Annotated in this window: 18 protein-coding genes, 1 tRNA gene and 1 pseudogene; 3 read left to right on the forward strand and 17 right to left on the reverse strand. The window is 66.8% G+C overall.

The window, feature by feature from the left end:
- From AC6RA4_RS05405 to AC6RA4_RS05415, 3 genes and pseudogenes are all read right to left on the reverse strand, one after another.
- Positions 1 to 196, reverse strand: a pseudogene (locus AC6RA4_RS05405) (glycosyltransferase); the annotation flags it as partial.
- 3 nt (positions 197 to 199) lie between these two features.
- On the reverse strand, positions 200 to 2,122 hold the full coding sequence (locus AC6RA4_RS05410; RefSeq protein ID WP_500158153.1) for a cellulose biosynthesis cyclic di-GMP-binding regulatory protein BcsB: 1,923 nt from the start codon (positions 2,120 to 2,122) through the stop codon (positions 200 to 202).
- The gene (locus AC6RA4_RS05415; protein WP_500158155.1) at positions 2,119 to 2,442 is read right to left on the reverse strand and encodes a hypothetical protein; all 324 of its coding nucleotides are present in this window, start codon (positions 2,440 to 2,442) and stop codon (positions 2,119 to 2,121) included. The genes AC6RA4_RS05410 and AC6RA4_RS05415 overlap by 4 nt, the downstream gene beginning before the upstream one ends.
- 289 nt (positions 2,443 to 2,731) lie before the next feature.
- On the opposite strand from AC6RA4_RS05415, the gene AC6RA4_RS05420 reads away from it, so the two are divergent.
- Positions 2,732 to 2,805: transfer RNA gene (locus tag AC6RA4_RS05420), tRNA-Cys, on the forward strand.
- 211 nt (positions 2,806 to 3,016) lie between these two features.
- Here AC6RA4_RS05420 and speB read toward each other — a convergent pair.
- From speB to AC6RA4_RS05450, 6 genes are all read right to left on the reverse strand, one after another.
- Positions 3,017 to 3,931: an agmatinase gene (gene speB, locus AC6RA4_RS05425; RefSeq protein ID WP_500158203.1), complete on the reverse strand. Its 915-nt coding sequence runs from the start codon at positions 3,929 to 3,931 to the stop codon at positions 3,017 to 3,019.
- 104 nt (positions 3,932 to 4,035) lie between these two features.
- Positions 4,036 to 4,764, reverse strand: a complete 729-nt coding sequence (locus AC6RA4_RS05430; RefSeq protein ID WP_500158157.1) for an MBL fold metallo-hydrolase — start codon at positions 4,762 to 4,764, stop codon at positions 4,036 to 4,038.
- Positions 4,761 to 5,786, reverse strand: a complete 1,026-nt coding sequence (locus tag AC6RA4_RS05435) for an ABC transporter ATP-binding protein (protein ID WP_500158159.1) — start codon at positions 5,784 to 5,786, stop codon at positions 4,761 to 4,763. The genes AC6RA4_RS05430 and AC6RA4_RS05435 overlap by 4 nt, the downstream gene beginning before the upstream one ends.
- Positions 5,783 to 6,553 (reverse strand): ABC transporter permease, encoded by a 771-nt coding sequence (locus AC6RA4_RS05440; protein ID WP_500158161.1) that lies wholly within the window; start codon positions 6,551 to 6,553, stop codon positions 5,783 to 5,785. Before AC6RA4_RS05440 ends, AC6RA4_RS05435 begins: the two co-directional genes overlap by 4 nt.
- Positions 6,553 to 7,407, reverse strand: a complete 855-nt coding sequence (locus tag AC6RA4_RS05445) for an ABC transporter permease (protein WP_500158163.1) — start codon at positions 7,405 to 7,407, stop codon at positions 6,553 to 6,555. The genes AC6RA4_RS05440 and AC6RA4_RS05445 overlap by 1 nt, the downstream gene beginning before the upstream one ends.
- Before the next feature lie 9 nt (positions 7,408 to 7,416).
- Positions 7,417 to 8,466, reverse strand: coding sequence for a polyamine ABC transporter substrate-binding protein (locus AC6RA4_RS05450; RefSeq protein WP_500158165.1), 1,050 nt, complete (start codon positions 8,464 to 8,466; stop codon positions 7,417 to 7,419).
- 110 nt (positions 8,467 to 8,576) lie between these two features.
- Between AC6RA4_RS05450 and AC6RA4_RS05455 the strand changes: the two genes are divergently transcribed.
- The gene (locus AC6RA4_RS05455) at positions 8,577 to 9,218 is read left to right on the forward strand and encodes a TetR/AcrR family transcriptional regulator (protein WP_500158167.1); all 642 of its coding nucleotides are present in this window, start codon (positions 8,577 to 8,579) and stop codon (positions 9,216 to 9,218) included.
- 284 nt (positions 9,219 to 9,502) lie between these two features.
- Here AC6RA4_RS05455 and AC6RA4_RS05460 read toward each other — a convergent pair whose 3' ends face one another.
- Genes AC6RA4_RS05460 through AC6RA4_RS05475 form a run of 4 tightly spaced genes read right to left on the reverse strand, consistent with a single transcriptional unit; the run spans position 9,503 to position 14,856 of the window.
- Positions 9,503 to 11,311 (reverse strand): ABC transporter ATP-binding protein, encoded by a 1,809-nt coding sequence (locus AC6RA4_RS05460; RefSeq protein WP_500158169.1) that lies wholly within the window; start codon positions 11,309 to 11,311, stop codon positions 9,503 to 9,505.
- 1 nt (position 11,312) lies between these two features.
- The gene (locus AC6RA4_RS05465) at positions 11,313 to 12,248 is read right to left on the reverse strand and encodes an ABC transporter permease (protein WP_500158171.1); all 936 of its coding nucleotides are present in this window, start codon (positions 12,246 to 12,248) and stop codon (positions 11,313 to 11,315) included.
- Between the two features lies 1 nt (position 12,249).
- Positions 12,250 to 13,173 carry an oligopeptide ABC transporter permease OppB gene (gene oppB / locus AC6RA4_RS05470; protein ID WP_500158173.1) on the reverse strand — a complete coding sequence of 308 codons (924 nt, stop codon included), beginning with the start codon at positions 13,171 to 13,173 and terminating at the stop codon, positions 12,250 to 12,252.
- A gap of 57 nt (positions 13,174 to 13,230) precedes the next feature.
- Positions 13,231 to 14,856 (reverse strand): peptide ABC transporter substrate-binding protein, encoded by a 1,626-nt coding sequence (locus AC6RA4_RS05475; protein WP_500158175.1) that lies wholly within the window; start codon positions 14,854 to 14,856, stop codon positions 13,231 to 13,233.
- A 509-nt stretch (positions 14,857 to 15,365) separates the two neighbouring features.
- On the opposite strand from AC6RA4_RS05475, the gene AC6RA4_RS05480 reads away from it, so the two are divergent.
- Entirely contained in the window at positions 15,366 to 15,866 is a 501-nt protein-coding gene (locus tag AC6RA4_RS05480; protein ID WP_500158177.1) for a hypothetical protein, read from the forward strand.
- A gap of 210 nt (positions 15,867 to 16,076) precedes the next feature.
- Here AC6RA4_RS05480 and AC6RA4_RS05485 read toward each other — a convergent pair whose 3' ends face one another.
- Genes AC6RA4_RS05485 through AC6RA4_RS05500 form a run of 4 tightly spaced genes read right to left on the reverse strand, consistent with a single transcriptional unit; the run spans position 16,077 to position 19,757 of the window.
- Positions 16,077 to 17,471, reverse strand: a complete 1,395-nt coding sequence (locus AC6RA4_RS05485; protein WP_500158179.1) for an FGGY-family carbohydrate kinase — start codon at positions 17,469 to 17,471, stop codon at positions 16,077 to 16,079.
- The gene (gene rhaM, locus AC6RA4_RS05490; RefSeq protein WP_500158181.1) at positions 17,468 to 17,782 is read right to left on the reverse strand and encodes an L-rhamnose mutarotase; all 315 of its coding nucleotides are present in this window, start codon (positions 17,780 to 17,782) and stop codon (positions 17,468 to 17,470) included. The genes AC6RA4_RS05485 and rhaM overlap by 4 nt, the downstream gene beginning before the upstream one ends.
- 2 nt (positions 17,783 to 17,784) lie before the next feature.
- Positions 17,785 to 18,777 (reverse strand): ABC transporter permease, encoded by a 993-nt coding sequence (locus AC6RA4_RS05495; RefSeq protein ID WP_500158183.1) that lies wholly within the window; start codon positions 18,775 to 18,777, stop codon positions 17,785 to 17,787.
- Positions 18,774 to 19,757 carry an ABC transporter permease gene (locus tag AC6RA4_RS05500; protein ID WP_500158186.1) on the reverse strand — a complete coding sequence of 328 codons (984 nt, stop codon included), beginning with the start codon at positions 19,755 to 19,757 and terminating at the stop codon, positions 18,774 to 18,776. Before AC6RA4_RS05500 ends, AC6RA4_RS05495 begins: the two co-directional genes overlap by 4 nt.
- Position 19,758 lies beyond the last annotated feature (1 nt).

A 19,758-nucleotide genomic window follows, 5' to 3' on the forward strand; every position in this document is an offset into this window, starting at 1 on the left:
GCGGCACGTCGTAGTAATAGGCGAGTTCGCGGTAGATCGTGGCGGCCTTGAGCCAGCGCTTGCCGAGCAGCACCTCGACGAGGCCCAGATCCCAGGCTTCGGCAAGGTCCTCGGCCTCGTCAAGCTGCTCGTCGGTCAGGATGCCCCGATCGTAGAGCAGGTTGCCGATGGCCTCGCTTTCCGCGTCGAGCGCCACCGATCAGCCCTCGGAGCTGTCCCGGCGCTTCCGGTAAACGCCCTGAAGGAAGCGGATCAGCAGCAAGGTCAGCGCCAGCCAGGCGGCGCCCACGATCCAAGGCCGGTATTTCGCCAGCAACTGCAAGAGATCGGTCTGGTCGGGATAGCGGATCTGCAGCAGGTCGGTACGGCTGCGCGCCACCGACAGCACCAGCCCGTGCTCATCGAGGATCGCAAGCTGCCCCCGGTCGAGCTGCAGCGGCATGGCACGGGTCGGCTGCGGCGGCGGACCGTCGCCGGGACGGATCCAGATGCCCGGCCCCTGATCGGTCTCGACAACCTGCACGAAGCTCAGCCCGTCAAGCCCCTCGCCCGCGAACATCACCCCGCCCTTGCCGTCGAGGATCTCGACAGCGCCCTGATCGAAGCGCAGCGCCGGATCGCTGCCCGCCGGAGGATTGGCGCCGATATAGATGTACGGCGCCTCGACCTGCGAAAGCTGCGCCGCGCCGGTGACCGTCGCGGTGTCGGGGATCAGAGCGCCGGCAAGCGGCAGCAGCAGCGGCCAGGCGCCCTCGGTCGCGCCGCGCTCGGCCACCACGGTGACGCCGTCGCGAAAGGCTTGCCGCATCAGGAAGAAATCGTCGGTCGGCGCAGCGCCGTCAGACAGCAGGAACCGGCTCTGGGGCAGGATCTCCGCCGGGTAGCCCTGCGGCGCGAAGCGGCAGCCGCCGCCCTCGACCTGCCGCTGCACGAGGATGTCGACCTGGTTGTCGCGACCCACGAGGCCGGCCGGCAGGGCAAAATCCATCCATTCCGGCTCGGCGCTGTCGAGCGGCCGCGAGCCGATCATCGCGTCGTTGACGAAGACGCTGACCGCGACGCCGCGCCCCGAGGCAGAGTTGGCCGCCGCGACCAAAAGCTCGAGCCGCTGGGGCAGCGTGCCCGCGGGCAGCGCGTCGGCGGTGAAGTTGAAGGTGAAGGTCGAGCTGCCGACCACGTTCTGACGCAGCTTCGGCGCGCCCAGCTCGGCAAAGGTGATCTGCGAGACCGGCTCGTCCGCCCCGCCGAGCGAGACCGGCGCGATGGCGTCGATCGCCGCCAGCGGCTGCCATTCGCTTTCCAGCAGGGCCAGCCCAAGCGCCGGATCGCTGCCGCCGAAAGCGAGCGCCGGGCGACCGTCGAGCGCGGTGACCTCGACACTGCCGCCACGCGCCCCGTCGGGCGCAGCCACCAGCGCGCCGCTGGTCCATTCGTACCCGCCGGCGTCGCTGCCGCCGACCGTCACCGTGCCGAACTCGCCATCATAGGCGGCACCGGCCATCATCGCGAAGGGCAGCATATCCGCCGCATTGCCGGGCATCACCAGCCGCTTGTCCTGCGGCATCAGCCGCGCCACATCGAGCGGGCTCTCGAGCGCGCCGCCACGGACATAGAGCTCCAGCGCCGAGCTGGGACGAATGTAGACAAAATCTCCGGAGGCGCGCTCGTCGATGCAGAGTTGCTCGGAATGCGCGCCGGAATAGCTGAGGGACACTTTGAGGAAGCCGCCGGTGATTGCGCCCTCGGGCACTGGGACCTCGACGGTCATGCGACCGGAGCTGCCCTCCAGCGGAGCCACCTTGACCACCCGGTCGGCCAGCGCCACGGCAAGGAAGCGTTCCGTCGCCATGCTCTCGCCGTGCTCGAGTTCGATGCGCAGCACCGCGCCCTCGATGGCCACGGCACGCGCGGCAGGCAGGAAAAACGTGGTCTCACCGGAAAGCTGGCGGAACTCGATGCCCGCATCGTAGCCGATCTCGTCGAAACGAACGGTGCGGCGCAGGGTTTCGCTCGCCCTCGCCTCGGCCGCTGGCGCATCCGCAGCGCTCTGCGCCATGAGCGGCGCCGCCCAGCCGAGCTGAGTTGCAAGGATCGCAGAGAGCAGGCGAAGCGGCTGCCTCAAAGCGCCGCCTCCCGCGCCCGCATTATGCCCGCAAGCGCAACCACGAGTGCGTTGCGTTCGGGCTCGGTCAGGGTGCGGTTCTCGGCCTCGGCGGTTTCGAGCATTTTCAGCGCGTCCTTGAGCAGCCGGTGCAGTTCGGTGAAGCCCAGCATCCCGGCATTGCCCGCCGCCTCGTGCAGGATGCGGTGCAGGTCGTGGATTTCGGACAGCTCCACATTCTCGCGGCCCAGCGTCTCCTTGACCGGGCGCAGCATCTCGGGGAGCTCTTCAATGAACCTGCCCTGCAGCAACTTCAACGTTGCCGAATATGCATCACTCACGCGTACTCTCTCCTCAAGACAGGCAAAAAACCTTTTCGATCAAGGGTTAGTTCAACCGCAGACCGATTTCCACACTCTTCTTTTCGCCACAGTTTTTCCGCACGCGACATGTTGCCGGACGGACAGGGCAGATCTTTGGAATATTGGACTGGCTACGCTACTCGATGCCCAAGCCTAACCTTGGAGGGCGCCTCAGGTGAAGGGGCAATGCGTCGGCTCGGGAATCTTCCGATCCCGTCCATAACCGCTTGACGCCCCCGCAGCGGGGCCCTAGAGAGTGCATCACTCTGGCGAGTTGGCGGAGTGGTGACGCAGCGGATTGCAAATCCGTGTACACCGGTTCGATTCCGGTACTCGCCTCCATCCCTACATGATGGCTCATAACCCCTTGCTTTGCATGCAAAGCGAGCGGGTTTTGGCGTGTCCGGGGCCTTCCAGAAGACCTTCGTGGATAACATCTTAAAAGCACAGCCGCCGGGCGAAGCGCCTTCCGGCCCCCGGCGCACAACGCACTGCGATCACCTGAGAAAGAGTGCGGAGCAGATCTCCGCCCCGCACATTTCCTTGGCAGTCCTCAGCCGCGCTGCGGCACACCCGGCAGGGCGCAGAGCATCTCGTAGAGGAAATTCGCCGCGATCACCGCGGTGTTGCCCGCCGGATCGTAGGGCGGCGAGACCTCGACCAGATCGCAGCCCACGAGGTTCAGCCCGGCGCAGCCGCGGATGATCTCGAGCCCCTGCATGGTGGTCAGCCCACCGACCTCGACCGTGCCGGTGCCCGGCGCGAAAGCCGGGTCAAGGCTGTCGATGTCGTAGGTCAGGTAGACCGGCGCATCGCCGATCTTGGCGCGGATCTCGGCCATCAGCGGCGCCAGCGACTTGTACCAGCACTCCTCGGCCTGAATGCAGGTCCAGCCCTGCTTGCGGCCCCAGTCGAAATCATCCGCCGCGTAGCCGGTGCCGCGCAGGCCGATCTGGAACACCTTGTCGTTGATCAGACAGCCATCCTCCCAAGCCCGGCGGAACGGGCAGCCATGGGCGACGGTCTCGCCGAACATCTCCTCGTTGGTGTCGGAATGCGCGTCCACGTGGATCAGCGCCACCGGCCCGTGGCGCTCCTTGATGGCGCGCAGGATCGGCCAGGTCAGGGTGTGATCACCACCCAGCGTCAGCGGGATCGCGCCGTGGGCAAGGATGCCACTGTAATGTTCGGTGATGATGTCGACGGATTTCTTCAGATCGAAGAGGTTGATCGGCACGTCGCCGATATCGGCCACCTGCAGGTGCTCGAACGGGGCGGCGCCGGTGGCCATGTTGTAGGGCCGGATCATCCGGCTCTCGTCGCGGATCTGGCGCGGGCCGAGGCGGGTGCCGGGGCGGTTCGAGGTGCCGATATCCATCGGGATGCCAACGAAACAGGCGTCGAGCCCCGCGGCGGTCTCGGCGGCGGGCAGCCGCATCATGGTGGCGGGGCCGCCGGTGCGGGGCATCTGGTTGCCCCCGAGGGGCTGGTTCAGGCTGCGCTCGGTCAACGCATTCTCCTTGCTTGCCGGGCCGGCGGCGTGCCTTGCCCGTGGGTGTTCTCAGGGCGCGCTCAGAGGCCCTTCTCGCGCAGCCAGCCGGTGACGATCTCGCGCAGGCGCTCGCCCGAGAAGGACGGGAAATGGCCGCCATGCACCACCCGCACCGGCAGGTCCGCGAGGCGGCGCATCGAGCGCACGTAAGCCTCGGCGTCGGCGTGATAGGTATCCTCGATCAGCGGCCCGTCATAGACGATATCGCCCGAGATCAGCACGCCCGAGGCGGCCTCCCAGAGCGCAATGCCGCCGGGGCTGTGGCCGGGGGTGTGGATGACCTCGAAGCGGCGATCGCCGAGGTCGATCATGTCGCCATGCTCGAGAAGCCGCGTCGCCGGCGCGCCCTTCACCGCGTAGCTGGTCGAGCTGTAGGGCACGTCGGGAAGGGCATCGAAGATCTCGTCGGTGACGTAGGGATCGGCCAGCGTGCTGGCGCGGGTCGGGTTGGCGAGGATTTCAGCCTCGGCGGAGTGGCACAGCCGGCAGGGAAACTCGTGATGACAGCCGACATGGTCGAAATGGGTATGGCTTGCCACCGCGTCGAGCGGACGCTCGGAGACCAGCGGCACCCATTCCCGCAGGGACACCACCCCCATGCCGCTGTCGACCATCAGGTCGCGGTCGCGGCCACGCACGTGCCAGATATTGCAGCGGTAGAATTCCTGAATATGGGGCTCGTCGATCCATGTGATGCCGTCGTCGAGCTTGCGCTGGCGATACCAGTCCTTGGGCGGGATGCGGGTCATGCGGCCTCCGGGGCGAGAACCACCGGGTTGCGTCCGAAAAGCTCAACCTCATCGCCAAGGCCCGGGTGCGCGCCCTGCGGCAGATGGGCCGTCAGCAGCATGTCGGGCGCGGCGAGCGGGCGGAAATGGCAGCGGTGGTAGGAGCCGTAGAACGCCGCCTCGACCAGCGTGGCGCGCCCGAGGCTGAAGCCCTCGGCAAGGCCGATGCTCTCGGGGCGCAGGCAGAGCATGCCCTCGGCCGGCGCAATGGCAAGCGGCCCGAGCGGCGAGCTGACACCGCTGCCGGACGGCGTCACCGGCACGCGGTTGGTCTCGCCCATGAAATCGGCCGAGAACATCGTGCGGGGCCGCAAGTAGACCTCCTCCGGCGTGCCGCAATGCTCGACGCGTCCGTGGTTCATCACCACGATGCGGTCGGCGATGGCCATGGCCTCTTCCTGATCGTGGGTGACGTGCACGAAGGTGGTGCCGACGCGGCGCTGGATCGCCTTCAGCTCCTCCTGCATCTGCCGCCGCAGCTTCAGGTCAAGCGCGCCCAGCGGCTCGTCGAGCAGCAGCACGTCCGGCTCGACCGCGAGCGCGCGGGCCAGCGCCACGCGCTGCCGCTGCCCGCCGGAAAGCTCGCGCGGACGGCGCGCCGCCTTGTCGGCCAGCCCCACCATCTCGAGCATCTCCAGCGCCTTGGCGTTGCGCGCGGCGCGCCCGACGCCGCGCATGCGCAGGCCGAACCCCACGTTGTCGCGCAGCGACATGTGCGGGAAGAGCGCGTAATCCTGGAACATCGTGGTGGTGGGCCGGTCCTTCGGGGCCACATGGGTCATGTCGCGCCCGCCGATCAGCACCTGCCCCTCCGAGGGCGTGAGGAAGCCGCCGATGATCGAAAGCAGCGTGGTCTTGCCGCAGCCCGACGGCCCCAGCAGCACGATGAACTCGCCCGCCCCGATCTGCAGATCGACCCGGTGCAGGGCGGTAAAGGCGTTGAACCGGTGTTCGACGGCCTTGATGTGAACATCCGCGGTCATTTCGATCCCTTCCGGAAAAGCGTGAGCTCGAGCGCCACCACCACGATGACCGAGACAAGGAAGACCAGCGAGCCCACCGCGTTGGTGGCGGGCGACAGGCCCGAGCGCAGCATCGACCAGATCTCGACCGGCAGGGTGACATCGAAGCGGGTCAGCAGGAAGGCGATGATGAACTCGTCCCAGCTGAAGGTGAAGGCGAGGAAGAAGGCGGCGGCCAGCGCCGGGGTCAGCATCGGCGCGGCGACGAACCACAGCACCTGCCATTCCTTCGCGCCGAGATCGCGCGCCGCTTTCAGCGCGCTCTTCTGGTGCTCGCCGATGGCGGCGTAGAGGATGGCGAAGCAGAGCGGCAGGTTGATCACCACGTGGCCGATGCCGGTGGCGAGAAGCGAGGGCCGGATCCCCACCTTGTTGAACATCTGCAAAAGCCCCAGCGCGATGATCAGGTAGCTCACGGTCATCGGCGCGATCAGCAGCCCGCGCATCACCACCGTGCCCGGCAGCACCACGCGGGCGAGCCCGGAAGCCGCGAGAAAGCCGAGCACCAGAGCCACCAGCGACGACAGCAGCGCCACGATCAGCGAATTGCCCAGCGCTTCCATCAGCGCCCGGTCGGTGAGGATCTCGCGATACCAGTCGAGCGTCGCGCCCTTGAAGGGCGGCACCGGCAGGCGTCCGTCCTGGAAGGAGAAGATCACCAGCGTCACCACCGGCAGCAAGATGAAGGCGAAGAGCGCCAGCAGGTAGGCCCAGGGGAGAATGCGCATCAGAGCCGCTCCATCTTGAGCCAGCGGGCGCAGCCGGCATAGGCCAGCGTCACGATCACCATGAGCACCACCGAGAGCGCCGAGGCCATGGGGAAATCGCCCCGCCGCCCGAGTTGCAGCATGATCAGCTGCGGCAGGCTGAGCTCGTTGTTGCCGCCAAGGATCTGCGGCGTGATGTAATCGCCGATGCAGAGCACGAAGGTCAGGAAGGCGCCAGTCATCACGCCGGGCAGCGTCAGCGGCAGGATCACCAGCCGGATCACCTGCCAGCGCGAGGCACCGAGGTCTTCGGCGGCGCGGACGTAGTTGGGCGAGAGCTGGATCAGGTTGGAATAGATCGTCAGCGTCAGCAGCATGACGAAGAAATGCACGAAGCCGATGATGGTGGCGGCGCGGGTCGCCATGATCTGCACCGGCTCGGCCAAGAGGCCCAGCCCCACCAGCGCGTTCATCACCACGCCCTTCTCGCCGAGCACCAGCGCCCAGGAATAGGAGCGCACCACGTAAGAGGTCCAGAACGGCAGCACCGCGAGCAGAAGCGCCATGCGCCGCCAGCGCGGCGGCACGCGTGTGGCGATGATCCAGGCCAGCGGCCAGGCGAGGAGCACCGAGATCAGGGTCACCACGACGGTGATCTCCAGCGACACGAAGATGCCCCGGCGCAGCGACGGATCGGTGAAGATCTTCAGGTAGTTGCCGAGGTCATGCCCCTGCACGATGTCGCGCCCCTCCATATGGGCGAGGCTCATCATCACCATCGCCGCGAAAGGCACCACGAAGAACGCCAGCGTCCACAGCAGCGCGGGAGCGACCAAGGCCGCTCCCTGCTGTCTTTCCTGTCTCTCGATGCTCATGGCCTTGCCTTAGTTCTGGAGCATGTCGGTCCAGAGGTCCTGCATCGCCGTGTCGGTCTCGGCGTCGGGCACCGGGTAGAGCTGGGCACGGGCGAGGTAGTCGGCCTGGTCGTCCCAGCGCAGGATCGCCTTCTGCTCGTCGCTCAGCACGTCGCCGGCGGCCTTGTTGGCGGGCATGCCCCAGTAGCAGGACGAGGTCGCAAGACGCGCCTGCCCCTCGGGGGAGGTCACGTATTTGATGAACTCGAGCGCCAGCTCGGGCTTCTCGCTGCCCTCGACGATGGCCAGCGACTGCGCCCAGAGCAGGCCGCCCTCCTCGGGGATGGTCCAGTCGAGATCGGGGTTCTCGGCGTTCAGCACCGCGGTCAGCCACTCGCCGCCGCCGATCAGCACGTCGACCTCGCCGGTGGCCAGAGCGGTCTGGCTGCCGACCACGTCGGAGACCTGCTTGGAGGCGGCGCCCAGCTTCATCAGCGGCTCGCGCAGGGTCTCGAGCGCTGCGGCGTCGAGATCGGCGGTAGCGACACCCGCCTCGAGGCCCACCAGCCCCAGCACCGGCAGGTAATAGTCGTAGATCGCGATGCGGCCGTCATACTTGCCCGACCACAGCGCATCGAGGCTTTCCATGTCGGCCGGATCCACCGCCGCCTTGTTGTAGGCGATGGTGTTGTAGCCGAACTTCTCCGTCACCGCGTAGGTCGTGCCATCCACGGTGGTGTGATCGGCGAGCACCGCCTCAGGGAAGTAGCTGTCGGTCGCGAGGCCCTCGGTCGGCAGCGGCGCCAGCAGGCCCCGCTCCACGGCACGGCCAACGTCGACCGCGTCGATCACCATCACGTCCCAGTCGCCGGGGCGCGATTGCTCGAGCAGGGTCAGGCCGGCGGCGGTGCCCTCGTATTCCTTCACGTTGACGCGCACGTCATGCGCCTCTTCGAACGGCTGCAGCAGCTCGGGGTCGGCATGGTCGCACCAGATCAGCGCGTTGAGGTCCTCGGCCTGCGCCGCGGAGGCGAGACCGGCCGTGATGGCCAGCGCCGAGCAGGTCAGTTTGATGAGCATTTACCCTCTCCTGTGGTTTTTGGCGGCGCTTGGCGGCCGCGTCACACAAAAAAGTTGAGCGTATTCATTTTTACAGTCAATACTAATTTTGAAGATCAACAGGAGCGCTCATGGCCGGACTTCGCGAAAGACAGAAAGCGAAACGCAATCGCGCCATTCTGGAAGCGGCAAGCACGCTTTTTAAGCAGAACGGGTACGAGGCGGCCCGGATCGAGGCCATCGCCGAGAGCGCCGAGGTCTCGGTTGGGACGCTTTACAACTACTACGCCCACAAGGCCGACCTGCTGCTGGCCATTGTCTCGATGGAGGTCGAGGAGGTGCTGCATCAGGGCGAAAGCGTGGTCACCGCCCCGCCCGGCAGCGCCCGGGAGGCGATCTGCACCCTGATCGCGACCTATTACGATCACTCGCTGGTCTACCTGACCAAGGAGATGTGGCGCACGGCGATGGCGTTCTCGATCCAGAGCGCCGACACCAAGTTCTCGCGCCGCTACCACGCGCTGGATCAGGCGCTCTCTGAGCAGGTGGTGGCGCTGATGCAGCGGTTGCAAGGCGAGGGGCTGATAGATCAGGCGGCGGATGCGCGGGCGCTTGGCGAGGTGATCTTCCTCGCGCTGAATGGGCTCTTCACGATCTACACGGTGTCCGAGGACATGAGCCTCGACGCGCTGAAGGCGGCGATGTTCCACAAGGTCGCGGCGCTGACGGAGCTGGTGGCGGTGCCGGAGCTCCCGGCGGAAGCGGTGCGATAAGGGCCCCTGCCCTGCTTTAGATGGCCGAACGAATCTCAGCTCTGAAGCCGGGAGCGAGCCGCGGCATCGCCGGCCCGCGGGATGGCGATCCGTCGCTCAGAACCTCTCGATTTATCCCTGCCAGATCCGAAGGACCTCGACACAAAGCGCCAACGTCACCAAATCGCCAGCCCGGTCGGGCGGGCCGGCGATGGCGCGGCGCCCTTCGCGCTTGATTCCGCGCGAGGACGGCGTTCGACCGTCTGCAAGAAAAGACCCCGCCTCTCGACGGGGCCTCCCCGATCTCAGCCAGCCGCCCGCCCAAGCAGCCGCTCCAGCGGATCGTGCTCGGCCACCAGATGCCCGTCGCCCACATCAGCTAGGCGCGGCACGTAGACCGCCGCCTCGCCGTCCTTGAGCCGCGACGGCAGGAAGCGCAGCGCAGCGCGGGGATCGAGCGGCGAGGGCAGCTCGCCGGGAATGCGGATCCGGGCCCGCGCCCGCTCGGTCTCCGGGTCGGGGATCGGCACCGCCGAGATCAGCGCCTGCGTATAGGGATGGCGGGGCGCGTCGCAGATCGCGCCGGCATCGCCCAGCTCGACGACGCGCCCGAGATACAAAACCATGATCCGGTTCGAGATCGCCCGCACCACCGACAGGTCGTGACTGATGAACAGCATCGACATGCCGAACTCGGCCTGCAGCTCCTTCAGAAGCTGCACGATCTGCGCCTGGATCGAGACGTCGAGCGCGCTCACCGCCTCGTCGCAGATGATCAGCCGCGGCTTGGTGATCATCGCCCGCGCGATGCCCACCCGCTGGTTCTGCCCACCCGAGAGCTCGTGCGGGTAGCGGTTGTACATGATCGGATCGAGCCCGACCCGCTGCATCATCGCCACCACCGCCTCGCGGCGTTCGCGCCCGGTCATCTCGGGGCGGTGGGTCTTGAGCGGCTCGGAGATGGAATCGGAGATCGTCAGCCGCGGGTCGAGGCTCGCCAGCGGATCCTGAAACACGATCTGCAGATCCTTGCGCTCGCGGGTCAGCGCCTTGCGGTCCATCTCGTTCAAGGGCTTGCCGAGCCACGAGACCGCGCCCGCCGAGGGCTCGATCAGCTGCAGCACGGCGCGGGCCAGCGTGGACTTACCACAGCCCGACTCGCCCACGATGCCCAGCGTCTCGCCCTCGCGCAGCGAGAAGCTCACGCCGTTCACCGCCTTCAGCGGCACCTTGCGCCCGAACAGCCCGCCCTTCTGCTGGATGTCGAAATGCACCTTCAGATCCTGCACATCGAGGATCGTCTTGCCGCTCACCTGCCCCGGCGCGTCGCCGGCATCGATGCGCGGCATCGCCGCCAGCAGCTTGCGGGTATACGCGTGCTCGGGCGCGGCAAAGATGCGCTCCACCGGGCCCTCTTCGACGAAGGCGCCCTTGCGCATTACCTTCACCCGGTCGCACATCCGCGCCACCACGCCCATGTCATGGGTGATCAGCGCAATCGCGGTGCCAAGCTCGTGCTGCAGCCGCGCCATCAGGTCGAGCACCTCGGCCTGCACCGTTACGTCGAGCGCGGTGGTCGGCTCGTCGGCGATCAAGAGCTTGGGCTCGCAGAGCATCGCCTGCGCGATCATCACCCGCTGGCGCATGCCGCCCGAGAGCTCGTGCGGATACTGGTCGAGCCGTCGCTCGGCCTCGGGGATCTGCACGCGGTTGAGCCAGTCGAGGCAATGCGCCCGAGCCTCCGCCCCGCGCAGCCCCTTGTGGACCCGCAGCACCTCGGCCATCTGGGCGCCGATCTTGAGATGCGGCGTCAGCGCGGTGAGCGGATCCTGAAAGATCATCCCCACATCGGCGCCGCGGATCGCGTTGAGCTTGCCGATCGGCAGGTTGAGGATCTCCTTGCCCGACAGCGTCACCGAGCCGGTGGCGCGCCCGTTGGGCGGCATCAGCCCCATCGCGGCCATGAAGCTCTGGCTCTTGCCCGAGCCGCTCTCGCCGACGATGCCGAGGCATTCGCCCGGCGCGATGTCGAAAGAGACGCCTTTCACGGCGTCGATTTGGCCGTCGGGCGTGTCGAAGGAGACCTGCAGGTCTTTTACGGAAAGAACGGTCATGTCAGCGATCCTTCGGGTCGAGCGCGTCGCGCAGGCCGTCGCCCACGAAGAACATCGCAATGATCAGCGCGACGTAGAAGAAGAGCGGGAAGAGCAGCTGCCAGAGCGTGCCGTAGGCCATGGTCCCTGCCCCTTCGGCGATCAGCCGGCCCAGCGAGGTGTTGGGCTCGGAGATGCCGAGGCCGAGGAACGAGATGAAGGACTCTGCCAGGATCATCTCGGGCACCAGCAGCGAGGCGTAGACGATCACCACGCCGGCGAGGTTGGGCAGGATGTGGCGCCAGATGATGGTGCCTTCCGAGACGCCCGTCGCGCGGGCCGCCTCGATGAACTCGCGGCTCTTCAGCGCCAGCGTCTGGCCGCGCACGATGCGGCTCATGGTCAGCCACGAGACCGCGCCGAGCCCGAGGAACAGCGCCGTGAAGCTGCGCCCCGCGACCACGAGGATCAGGATCAGCACCAGCGTCAGCGGGATCGCCAAAAGGATGTCGACGAAGCGCATCATGATGCTGTCGAGCTTGCCGCCGTAATAGCCCGCCACGACGCCCCAGAAGGTGCCGACGAGCAGCGCCATGGCGGCGCCGATCAGCCCCACCAGAAGCGAGGTCCGGGTGGCCTGGATGGTGCGGGCAAAGAGATCGCGGCCAAGGTCGTCGACGCCGAAATAGTGCCCGGTCTCGAGCGACGGGCCGCCCATGCCCTTCACGTCGCCCATCACGACCCAGTCGATCTCTTCGTTCGACCATTGCGAGAAGACCGGCCCGAAGATCACGAAGCAGACGATCAGCAGGAGGATGAAGAGGCTCGCCATGGCGGCCTTGTTGCGCAGGAAGCGGTTGAGCGCGTCGCGAAACAGCGACCGGCCCCGCACGGCGGTGAAATCGGTGATCTCGTCCGCCAGCGCCGCGGCTTTGGGGGAAGTTCCGAAGAATGCCATGTCAGTACCGGATCTTGGGATCGAACCACGCATAGGCGAGGTCGGTCAGCAGGTTCACGATGACGGTCAGGGCGCCGTAGAGGATCGTCACGCCCAGCAGCACCGCGTAGTCGCGGGTCAGGGCGGAGTTCACATAGGCCTGGCCGAGGCCGCCGGTGGAGAAATACAGGTCGACGAAGACCGAGCCGGTCAGCACGTAGACGAAGACCGGACCGAGATAGGAGATCACCGGCAGCAGCGTCGGCTTCATCGCGTGGCGCCAGATGATCGAGCGCTGCGGCAGGCCCTTGGCCCGCGCGGTGCGGATGAAGTTGGCGTTCATCACCTCGAGCATGGACGAGCGCGTGATGCGCGCGATCGAGCCCATGTAGGAGGTCGAGAGCGCGATCACCGGCATGATGAGATATTGCCACTGTCCGCCGTTCCAGCCGCCGCCGGGCAGCCAGCCGAGCCAGAGCGTGAAGGTCAGGATCAGGATCGGGCCCATGATGAAGTTGGGCAGCGCCTGCGCCGCGATGCCGAGGCTCACGGCGAAATAGTCGACCCAGGTGTTGTGGCGGATGGCGGCGGCGATCCCCAGCGCGACGCCCACCAGCGTGGCCGCGAGGAAGGCCAGCGAGCCGTAGGTCAGCGAGATCGGGAAGCCGGTCGCGATGATGTCGTTCACGTCGCGGTCCTTGTAGACGAAGGACGGACCGAAATCGAAATGCAGCACGATGTTGACGAAGTAGTCCCAGAGCTGCTTCCACAGCGGCTGGTCGAGCCCGTAGCGGGCCTCGATATTGGCCAGCACGTCGGGCGGCAGCGGGCGCTCGGAGGTGAAGGGGCCGCCTGGCGCGAGGTGCATCATGCAGAAAGCGGCGATGACCAGCAGCGCAATGGTCGGAATGGCGACCAGAAGGCGCCGGATGATATAGATCAGCATGTCAGGGGTTCCCTGTCGGTGAGCGCCCCGCCGCACGGGAGGGGCGCTCGGGTCGGTTTACTCGGCGGCCTTGTAGAGGTCCTTCGAGTACCAGTTGAACTGGATGTTGTTCACCGGGAAGTTCTTCAGCGAGTCGTCGATCATGTACACGCCCGCGTAGTGGTAGAGCGGGATCACCGGCATGTCCTCGGCGAGGATCTCCTCCGCCTTAGTGTAGAGCGGCGCGGTGTCGTCCGCGGTCAGCGCATCGGCGAGCAGCTGGTCATACTCGGGGTTCGAGTACTTGCCGTCGTTGTAGCCCGAGTCGGACTGCAGCAGGTCGAGGAAGGTCGAGGCTTCGTTGTAGTCGCCGCACCATGCGCCGCGCGCCAGCTCGAAGTTCTGGTTGCCGCGCTCTTCGAGGAACACCTTCCACTCCATGTTCGAAAGCTGCGCCTGCACGCCAAGCTTCTGCTTCCACATCTGCGACAGCACGACGGCCACCTTCTGGTGCGCCTCGGAGGTGTTGTAGACCATGTTGAAGCTCAGCGGGTTGTCCTCGCCGTAGCCGGCCTCGGCCAGCAGTTCCTTGGCCTTCGCATCCCGCTCGGGCTGGGTCATGCCGGCCATCTCGGTCTCGGGGGCGTCAAAGCCCGCGGTGGCCTCGGGCGTGAAGACGTAAGCCGGGGGCTGGCCGCCTGCCATCACGTTGTTGACGATGATGTCGCGGTCCACAGTCAGCGCCAGCGCCTTGCGGACGTTGGGATCCTTGAAGGCCTCGGGGCCGCTCTCGGAGAGGTTGAAGGTGTAGTAGTAGTTGCAGAGCTTCGGGAAGCTGTGCGCCTCCTCGCCATACTCGTCGCGCAGGCGCGGGAACTGGCCGGCGGGGATGTCGGTCATGTCGAGCTCGCCGGCGCGGTAGCGGGTCAGCGCGACGTTCTCGTCGTTGATGATCAGCGCCACCGACTTGTCGAGGATGACGTTCTCGGCATCCCAGTACATGTCGTTCTTGCGGCGCACGATCGACTCGCCGGGGTTCATCTGGGTCAACACGTAGGCGCCGTTGCCGACGATGTTGCCGGGCTTGGTCCACTCCGCGCCGAACTCTTCGATCACCTTCTGCGGGGCCGGGAAGGTGGTCGAGTGCACCACCATCTGCGGGAAGTAGGGCAGCGGTGCCGAGAGGCGCACCTCGAGCGTGGTGTCATCGATCGCCTCGACGCCGAGCGCCTCGGGGGCCATGTCGCCGGCGACCACGGCGTCGCCGTTCTCGAGCTTCATCAGCGAGATGAACCACTGGTAGGGCGAGGCGGTGGCGGGATCGGCGGCGCGGCGCCAGGCGTAGACGAAATCGCCTGCAGTGACCGGATCGCCGTTCGACCACTTGGCATCGTCGCGCAGGTGGAAGGTGTAGGTCAGCTTGTCCTCCGAGACCTCCCAGTCGGTGGCCACGCCGGGCACCAGCTCGCCGTTCGCGTCCTGGTTCAGCAGCCCTTCGAACAGATCGCGCACCACATCGGAGCCGTCGGTGTCCTCGACGATCTGCGGGTCGACCGAGGAGATGTTGTCGAGGATGCGATAGGTGAAGGTCTGATCCTCGGCCAGCGTGTCGCCGGTCTCGGGATGGGTCTCCTGCGCCACGGCGCCAGCCGCAAGGCCGGCGCTCAGGATCGTGCTCAGAGTCAGTCGGGTCAATCTCGTCATGGCATGTGCCTCCCTTTCTGGGGTCGAGGGCAGCGCGCCCTCTTCTCGCTAAGGTATATTGAATTCGAAACGCAGCAATCCTCACGCGAATGCGTGCGGCTACAGAATGCGGAACCACGGAGTGTGCGGTTTCATTGACATGCGCGGACCAGAATCCGATTCCGCTCACGCGGACAAGGGGGCGAAACGCGACGTAATCCCGCATGAGGCGAAAAATGCTTTCGCTTTGGCGGCACTTTGCCGGCTTCCGTCGCGGCAGCTCCGACCGGTCGCGTGGCTGGATCGGCCGCCCGATAGAAGCCACACGCATACCGTGCACCCACAGAGCCCCGCGACCGCATGACGACGGCCCTGATTTCCAGTTTCGCCCGCAATCATGCTGCAACTGCGAGATTGTTGGCATAAAAACGACCTGAACGTCTAAAGGTCTATCTGCCGCCCAACTTTTTGCACGCTTCGCCATCACAGAAAAAAGCGTTCCGATTAGAAAGGTTAATGGAATGCTAAGTATGATTACAGGTTCCGGATCGGGCCTTCTCTCCAACCCTTCGACGCTCCTCTCCGCCAAGTCGGTCGAGACCGAGGACAGCGTGCTTGACGACGTTTCCGCGACCGAAACCACCGCCGAGGAGCCGACCACCGGCCCGGTGACCGTTTCGGAAAGCAGCGAGACCGGCGCGAGCGAAGGCGCCACCGTGGCGCCTTCGAACGCCGCCGCTGGCGCATCCGCATCCGCAGCCGCTTCTGCGCAGGCTGGCGCCACATCTCAGAGCGCGCCGGAGGCTGCATCGGACGAGACGGGCTCGGACGACGCCATTGCCGCAGCCCGCGCGCAGGCCATCGCAACCCAGGAAAGCTTCGTGAAGAACCTGCTGGTCGCCAGCATCGGCGCCGAGACCGGCGAGAGTGCCACCGAGCTTGCCACACCGGTGAGCCGCGGTGCCGCGAGCTACGCCGCCGCCCGCGATGCCGGCGCAAGCGCCTCTGCGGGCCGGGGCGTCGAGGCCTGATCCTGCTGGCCCCGCGGCGCGTATCATGCGCGGCGCGGGACCATCGCTTTTCGTTTCAGAGGGGCACGATCGGGACGACACGCGCCCGGAGACTGTCGCAGCGGCGCCGTGACGCCGAAAGAAGACGAGGGGGCCAGCCCCCTCTTGGCCCGTTGGGCCAATTCACCCCCGAGGTATTTTGAAACCAGAGAAGATGAGGGCGCTGCGCGGTCAGACCGGGTGGGGTGCTTTCGGGGAGACGTTTGTGCCCAGCGCGGCGCGCCAGCTTGCTGCGTAGGCGCGGTAGGGCGCGGCGTCTGGCGGGGCCGCGTGGCGGGCCGTCTTGCTGCTGTGCTCGGGGGCGAAAAGCAGCGCCGCGCCGATCGAGGTGCCGGTGGCGGAGGCCGCCGTCTCGACCCCGCCGGAACGCAGGGCGGCGAGCATGTCGAGTACGTCGCGATTGCGCGCGAACGGGCCTTCGATGACCTGCGGGCCCTCGGCGCCGATCAGTTCCAGGCAGGTGTCGGTCATCAGGCCGAGATAGAGCGACAGGGCAAAGAGGCGCTCGCCATCGGTGCGCGGCTCGATGGTCCAGCAATGGCTGCGACCGGCGAAGGGGCCGCTTTCGGGGACGACGGCGGGCAGCAGCATGATGCCGTCGCGGAACACCGCGGCGCGGTCGGCCTCGGTCGGCGCGGCGGTGAGGCCGGCGCTCATCAGTTCGTATTCGCGGCCGCCCATGAAGCGCGCGGAGGGCACCGGGTGGCCAAACGCATCGACATTGATCAGCGTGTCTCGGGCGGGATCCAGCGCGGGCGCCGCGGCGCCCACCGACATGGCAATCACCCAGGTGCCGGTGGAGACCACCGAGACCGGCCCCGCGCGGCCCAGAAGGTGGGGCAGCAGCGAGGCGTTGCTGTCGTGGATGCCGCAGACGACCGGCGTGCCCTCGGGAAGGCCGGTGCGCGCGGCGATGTCAGCGGTGATCGGGCCCAGTACCTCGGTGGCGCGGCGCGGCGGAGCGATCTTGCCGGAAAGGCCGAGGCGCTCGGGTAGGCTCGAAAACCGGCCATCGCGCGGGCACCAAAGATCGGTGTGGCAGCCCAGCGACGACATATCCGTGGCCAGCGCACCGGTGAGGCGGAAGCCCCAGTATTGCGGGTAGGTCACCACACTCGCGACGCGCGCCGACAGGGAGGGATCGGTGGCGAGCTGCCAGTGCAGCTGCGCGCCGAGGTTCAGCCCCATGGGCAGGCGCGGGCTTCCGGTCTCGGCGAAGGGCGGGCGCAGCGCGTCGTACTCGGTCGCCAGCGCGTCGGGGCCGGTATGCTCGTAATCGAGCATCGGCGCGGCGAGGCCGCCCTCGGTGTCGAGCAGCACCGCCGCGGCGCCGTGGGTGGTGACCGAGATGCCGTCGATGCCGTGGCTTGCCTGAAACGCCGCCAGATGCTCGAGGAAGAACGCCCAGTGGCCTTCGAGATCGAACTGCGGATAGGGCGGGCCGGGACGCACGGTGTTGGGGCGGGTGACCACCGCCAGTTCCTCGAGCCGCTCGAGATCGACCAGCGCGAGCTTGACGTTGGTCTTGCCGACGTCGATCACGGCGATGTTGCGCGGCGCGCTCATGGCAGGTGGAACACCGGGACGAGCGGCGTCTCGACCGGGCTGCTGTCGGGGTTGGTCTGCATGATGTCGGCCATGTAGGCCCACCATTTCTTCACCGCCGGATGGTCGGGCAGCGCGTCCATGCCGTGATCCTCGCGCCGCCACAGCACCGCGAAAAGGTGCCGCGTCTCGGGGTCGTAATGGATCGAGTAATCCTCGACCCCGGCCGCCTTCAGCGCCTCGACCAGCTCGGGCCAGATGGCGTCGTGGCGGCGCTTGTACTCGTCGAGCTGGCCCTCGTTCAGCACCATGCGGAAGGCATATTTCTCCATGCTCACGCCCCCCAGCGCAGTTTCAACCACAGCCGCGGCAGCGCGATCACCCCGATCAGAAGCGCGCCGATGACGATCGACATGACGATGCCCGGCACGTTCAGCAGGCCCAGCCCGAAGGTCACCAGCCCCATCACGAAGGCGGCGATCACCACGCCGGGGATCGAGCCCGAGCCGCCGAGGATGCTCACCCCGCCGAGAACCACCATGGTGACGACCTCGAGCTCCCAGCCGAAGCCGATGGAGGGCCGCGTCGAGCCCAGCCGCGAGGTCAGGCAGATCGCCGCCACGCCCGACATCAGCCCGGTGAGCAGAAACAGGATGAAACGCACCCGCTGCACCCTTATGCCCGAGAACAGCGCGCCGGTGGGGTTGTTGCCGATGGCATAGACCGCGCGGCCGAAATTGGTCTTGTGCAGCAGCACGCCGTAGATCACCGCCAGCACCGCGAAGAGCACGAACTCGAAGCTGACCACCCAGAACACGTAGCCCTGCCCGAAGACGGCGAAGCTCTCGGGATAGCCGCGATAGGCCTGATCGCCGAGCACGATATAGGCGATGCCGCGGAACAGGCTCATGGTCCCGATGGTGACCACGATCGAGGGCAGCGCCAACCGCGTCACCAGCACGCCATTGAACGCGCCCGCCGCCAGCCCGGTGAAGAGGCCGATGGCCACGAGCCCCGGCGTGCCGACCCCGGCCTGCACCGCGGCGCCCATGGCGGTCGAGGCCAGCGCGATGATCGAGGCGACCGAGAGGTCGATGTCGCCGGCGATGATCAGCAGCGCCATGGCGAAGGCGATCATCGCCTTTTCGGTGAAGTTGAAGGTGGCGTCGCTCAGGTTCCACGCATTGAGGAAATACGGCGAGGCGAAGCAGTTGGCGATGAAGATCGCCACCGCCACCACCAGGAGCAGGCTCTCCCAGCTCTTCAGCCGCTTCGCCAGCGGCGAGACCAGCGTGTCGGGGATGTGATGGGTGGAACTCGTGCTCATGTCGCGGCCTCCGCCTGCTTGAGGATGACCCTGCCCTTGGTCTTGTTGGCCTGCGCATTGAAGGCGACGGCGATGATGATCGCGCTGCCCGAGATCGCGAGCTGCCAGAAGGGCGAGATGTTGACCACCGGCAGGGCGTTCTTGATCACGCCGAGGAACAGCGCGCCCAACACCGCGCCGAAGACCGAGCCGACGCCGCCGGCGATCGAGATGCCGCCGATCACCGCCGCGGCGACGGTGTCGAGCTCAAAGCCGCCGGCGATGTCGACATAGGCCACGGCGTAGCGGCTGACCCAGAGATAGCCGGTGAGCCCCGCGAGCGCGCCCGAGATCGTGTAGGCCATGAACTTGGTCCGGCCGACGTCGATGCCGGTATAGATCGCCGCGTGCGGATTGCCGCCCACCGCGTAGACCGCTCGGCCGAGGCTGGTGCGGGTCATCAGCACGAAGAAGGCGATGATCACGAGGATGGCGACCCAGCTCATCATCGGCAGGCCCAGCAGCTCGGCGCGTGGGAAGGCCTTGAAGGCCGGCGACATCTCGTGCGCGTTGACCCATTTGCCGTTGGAGATCAGGAAGATGATGCCGCGAAAGATGGTCATGGTGCCAAGCGTCACCACGATCGGCGGGATGTCGAGCTTCCACACCAGCAGCCCGTTGACCATGCCCATCGCGGTGCCGAGCGCCACCGCGATGACGAGGATCACCGAGACCGGCAGGCCGGGCATCGCGATGTTGAGCATCGCCACGCACATGCCGGTGAGCGCGAGGTTGGCGGCGACCGAGAGGTCGATGCACTTGGTCAGGATGACGATCATCTGACCCAGCGCCAGCAGCATCAGCGGCGAGGTGTCGTTGAACACCGCGATCAGGTTCGACGGTGCCACGAAGGCGGGAAAGCGGGTCGCGATCAGCACCAGCAGCGCCAGGATGGCGGCGGCAAGGATGGTTTCGCGCGCGGTGAGGATACGTTTCAGCATG

This window comes from Salipiger sp. (assembly GCF_059781815.1).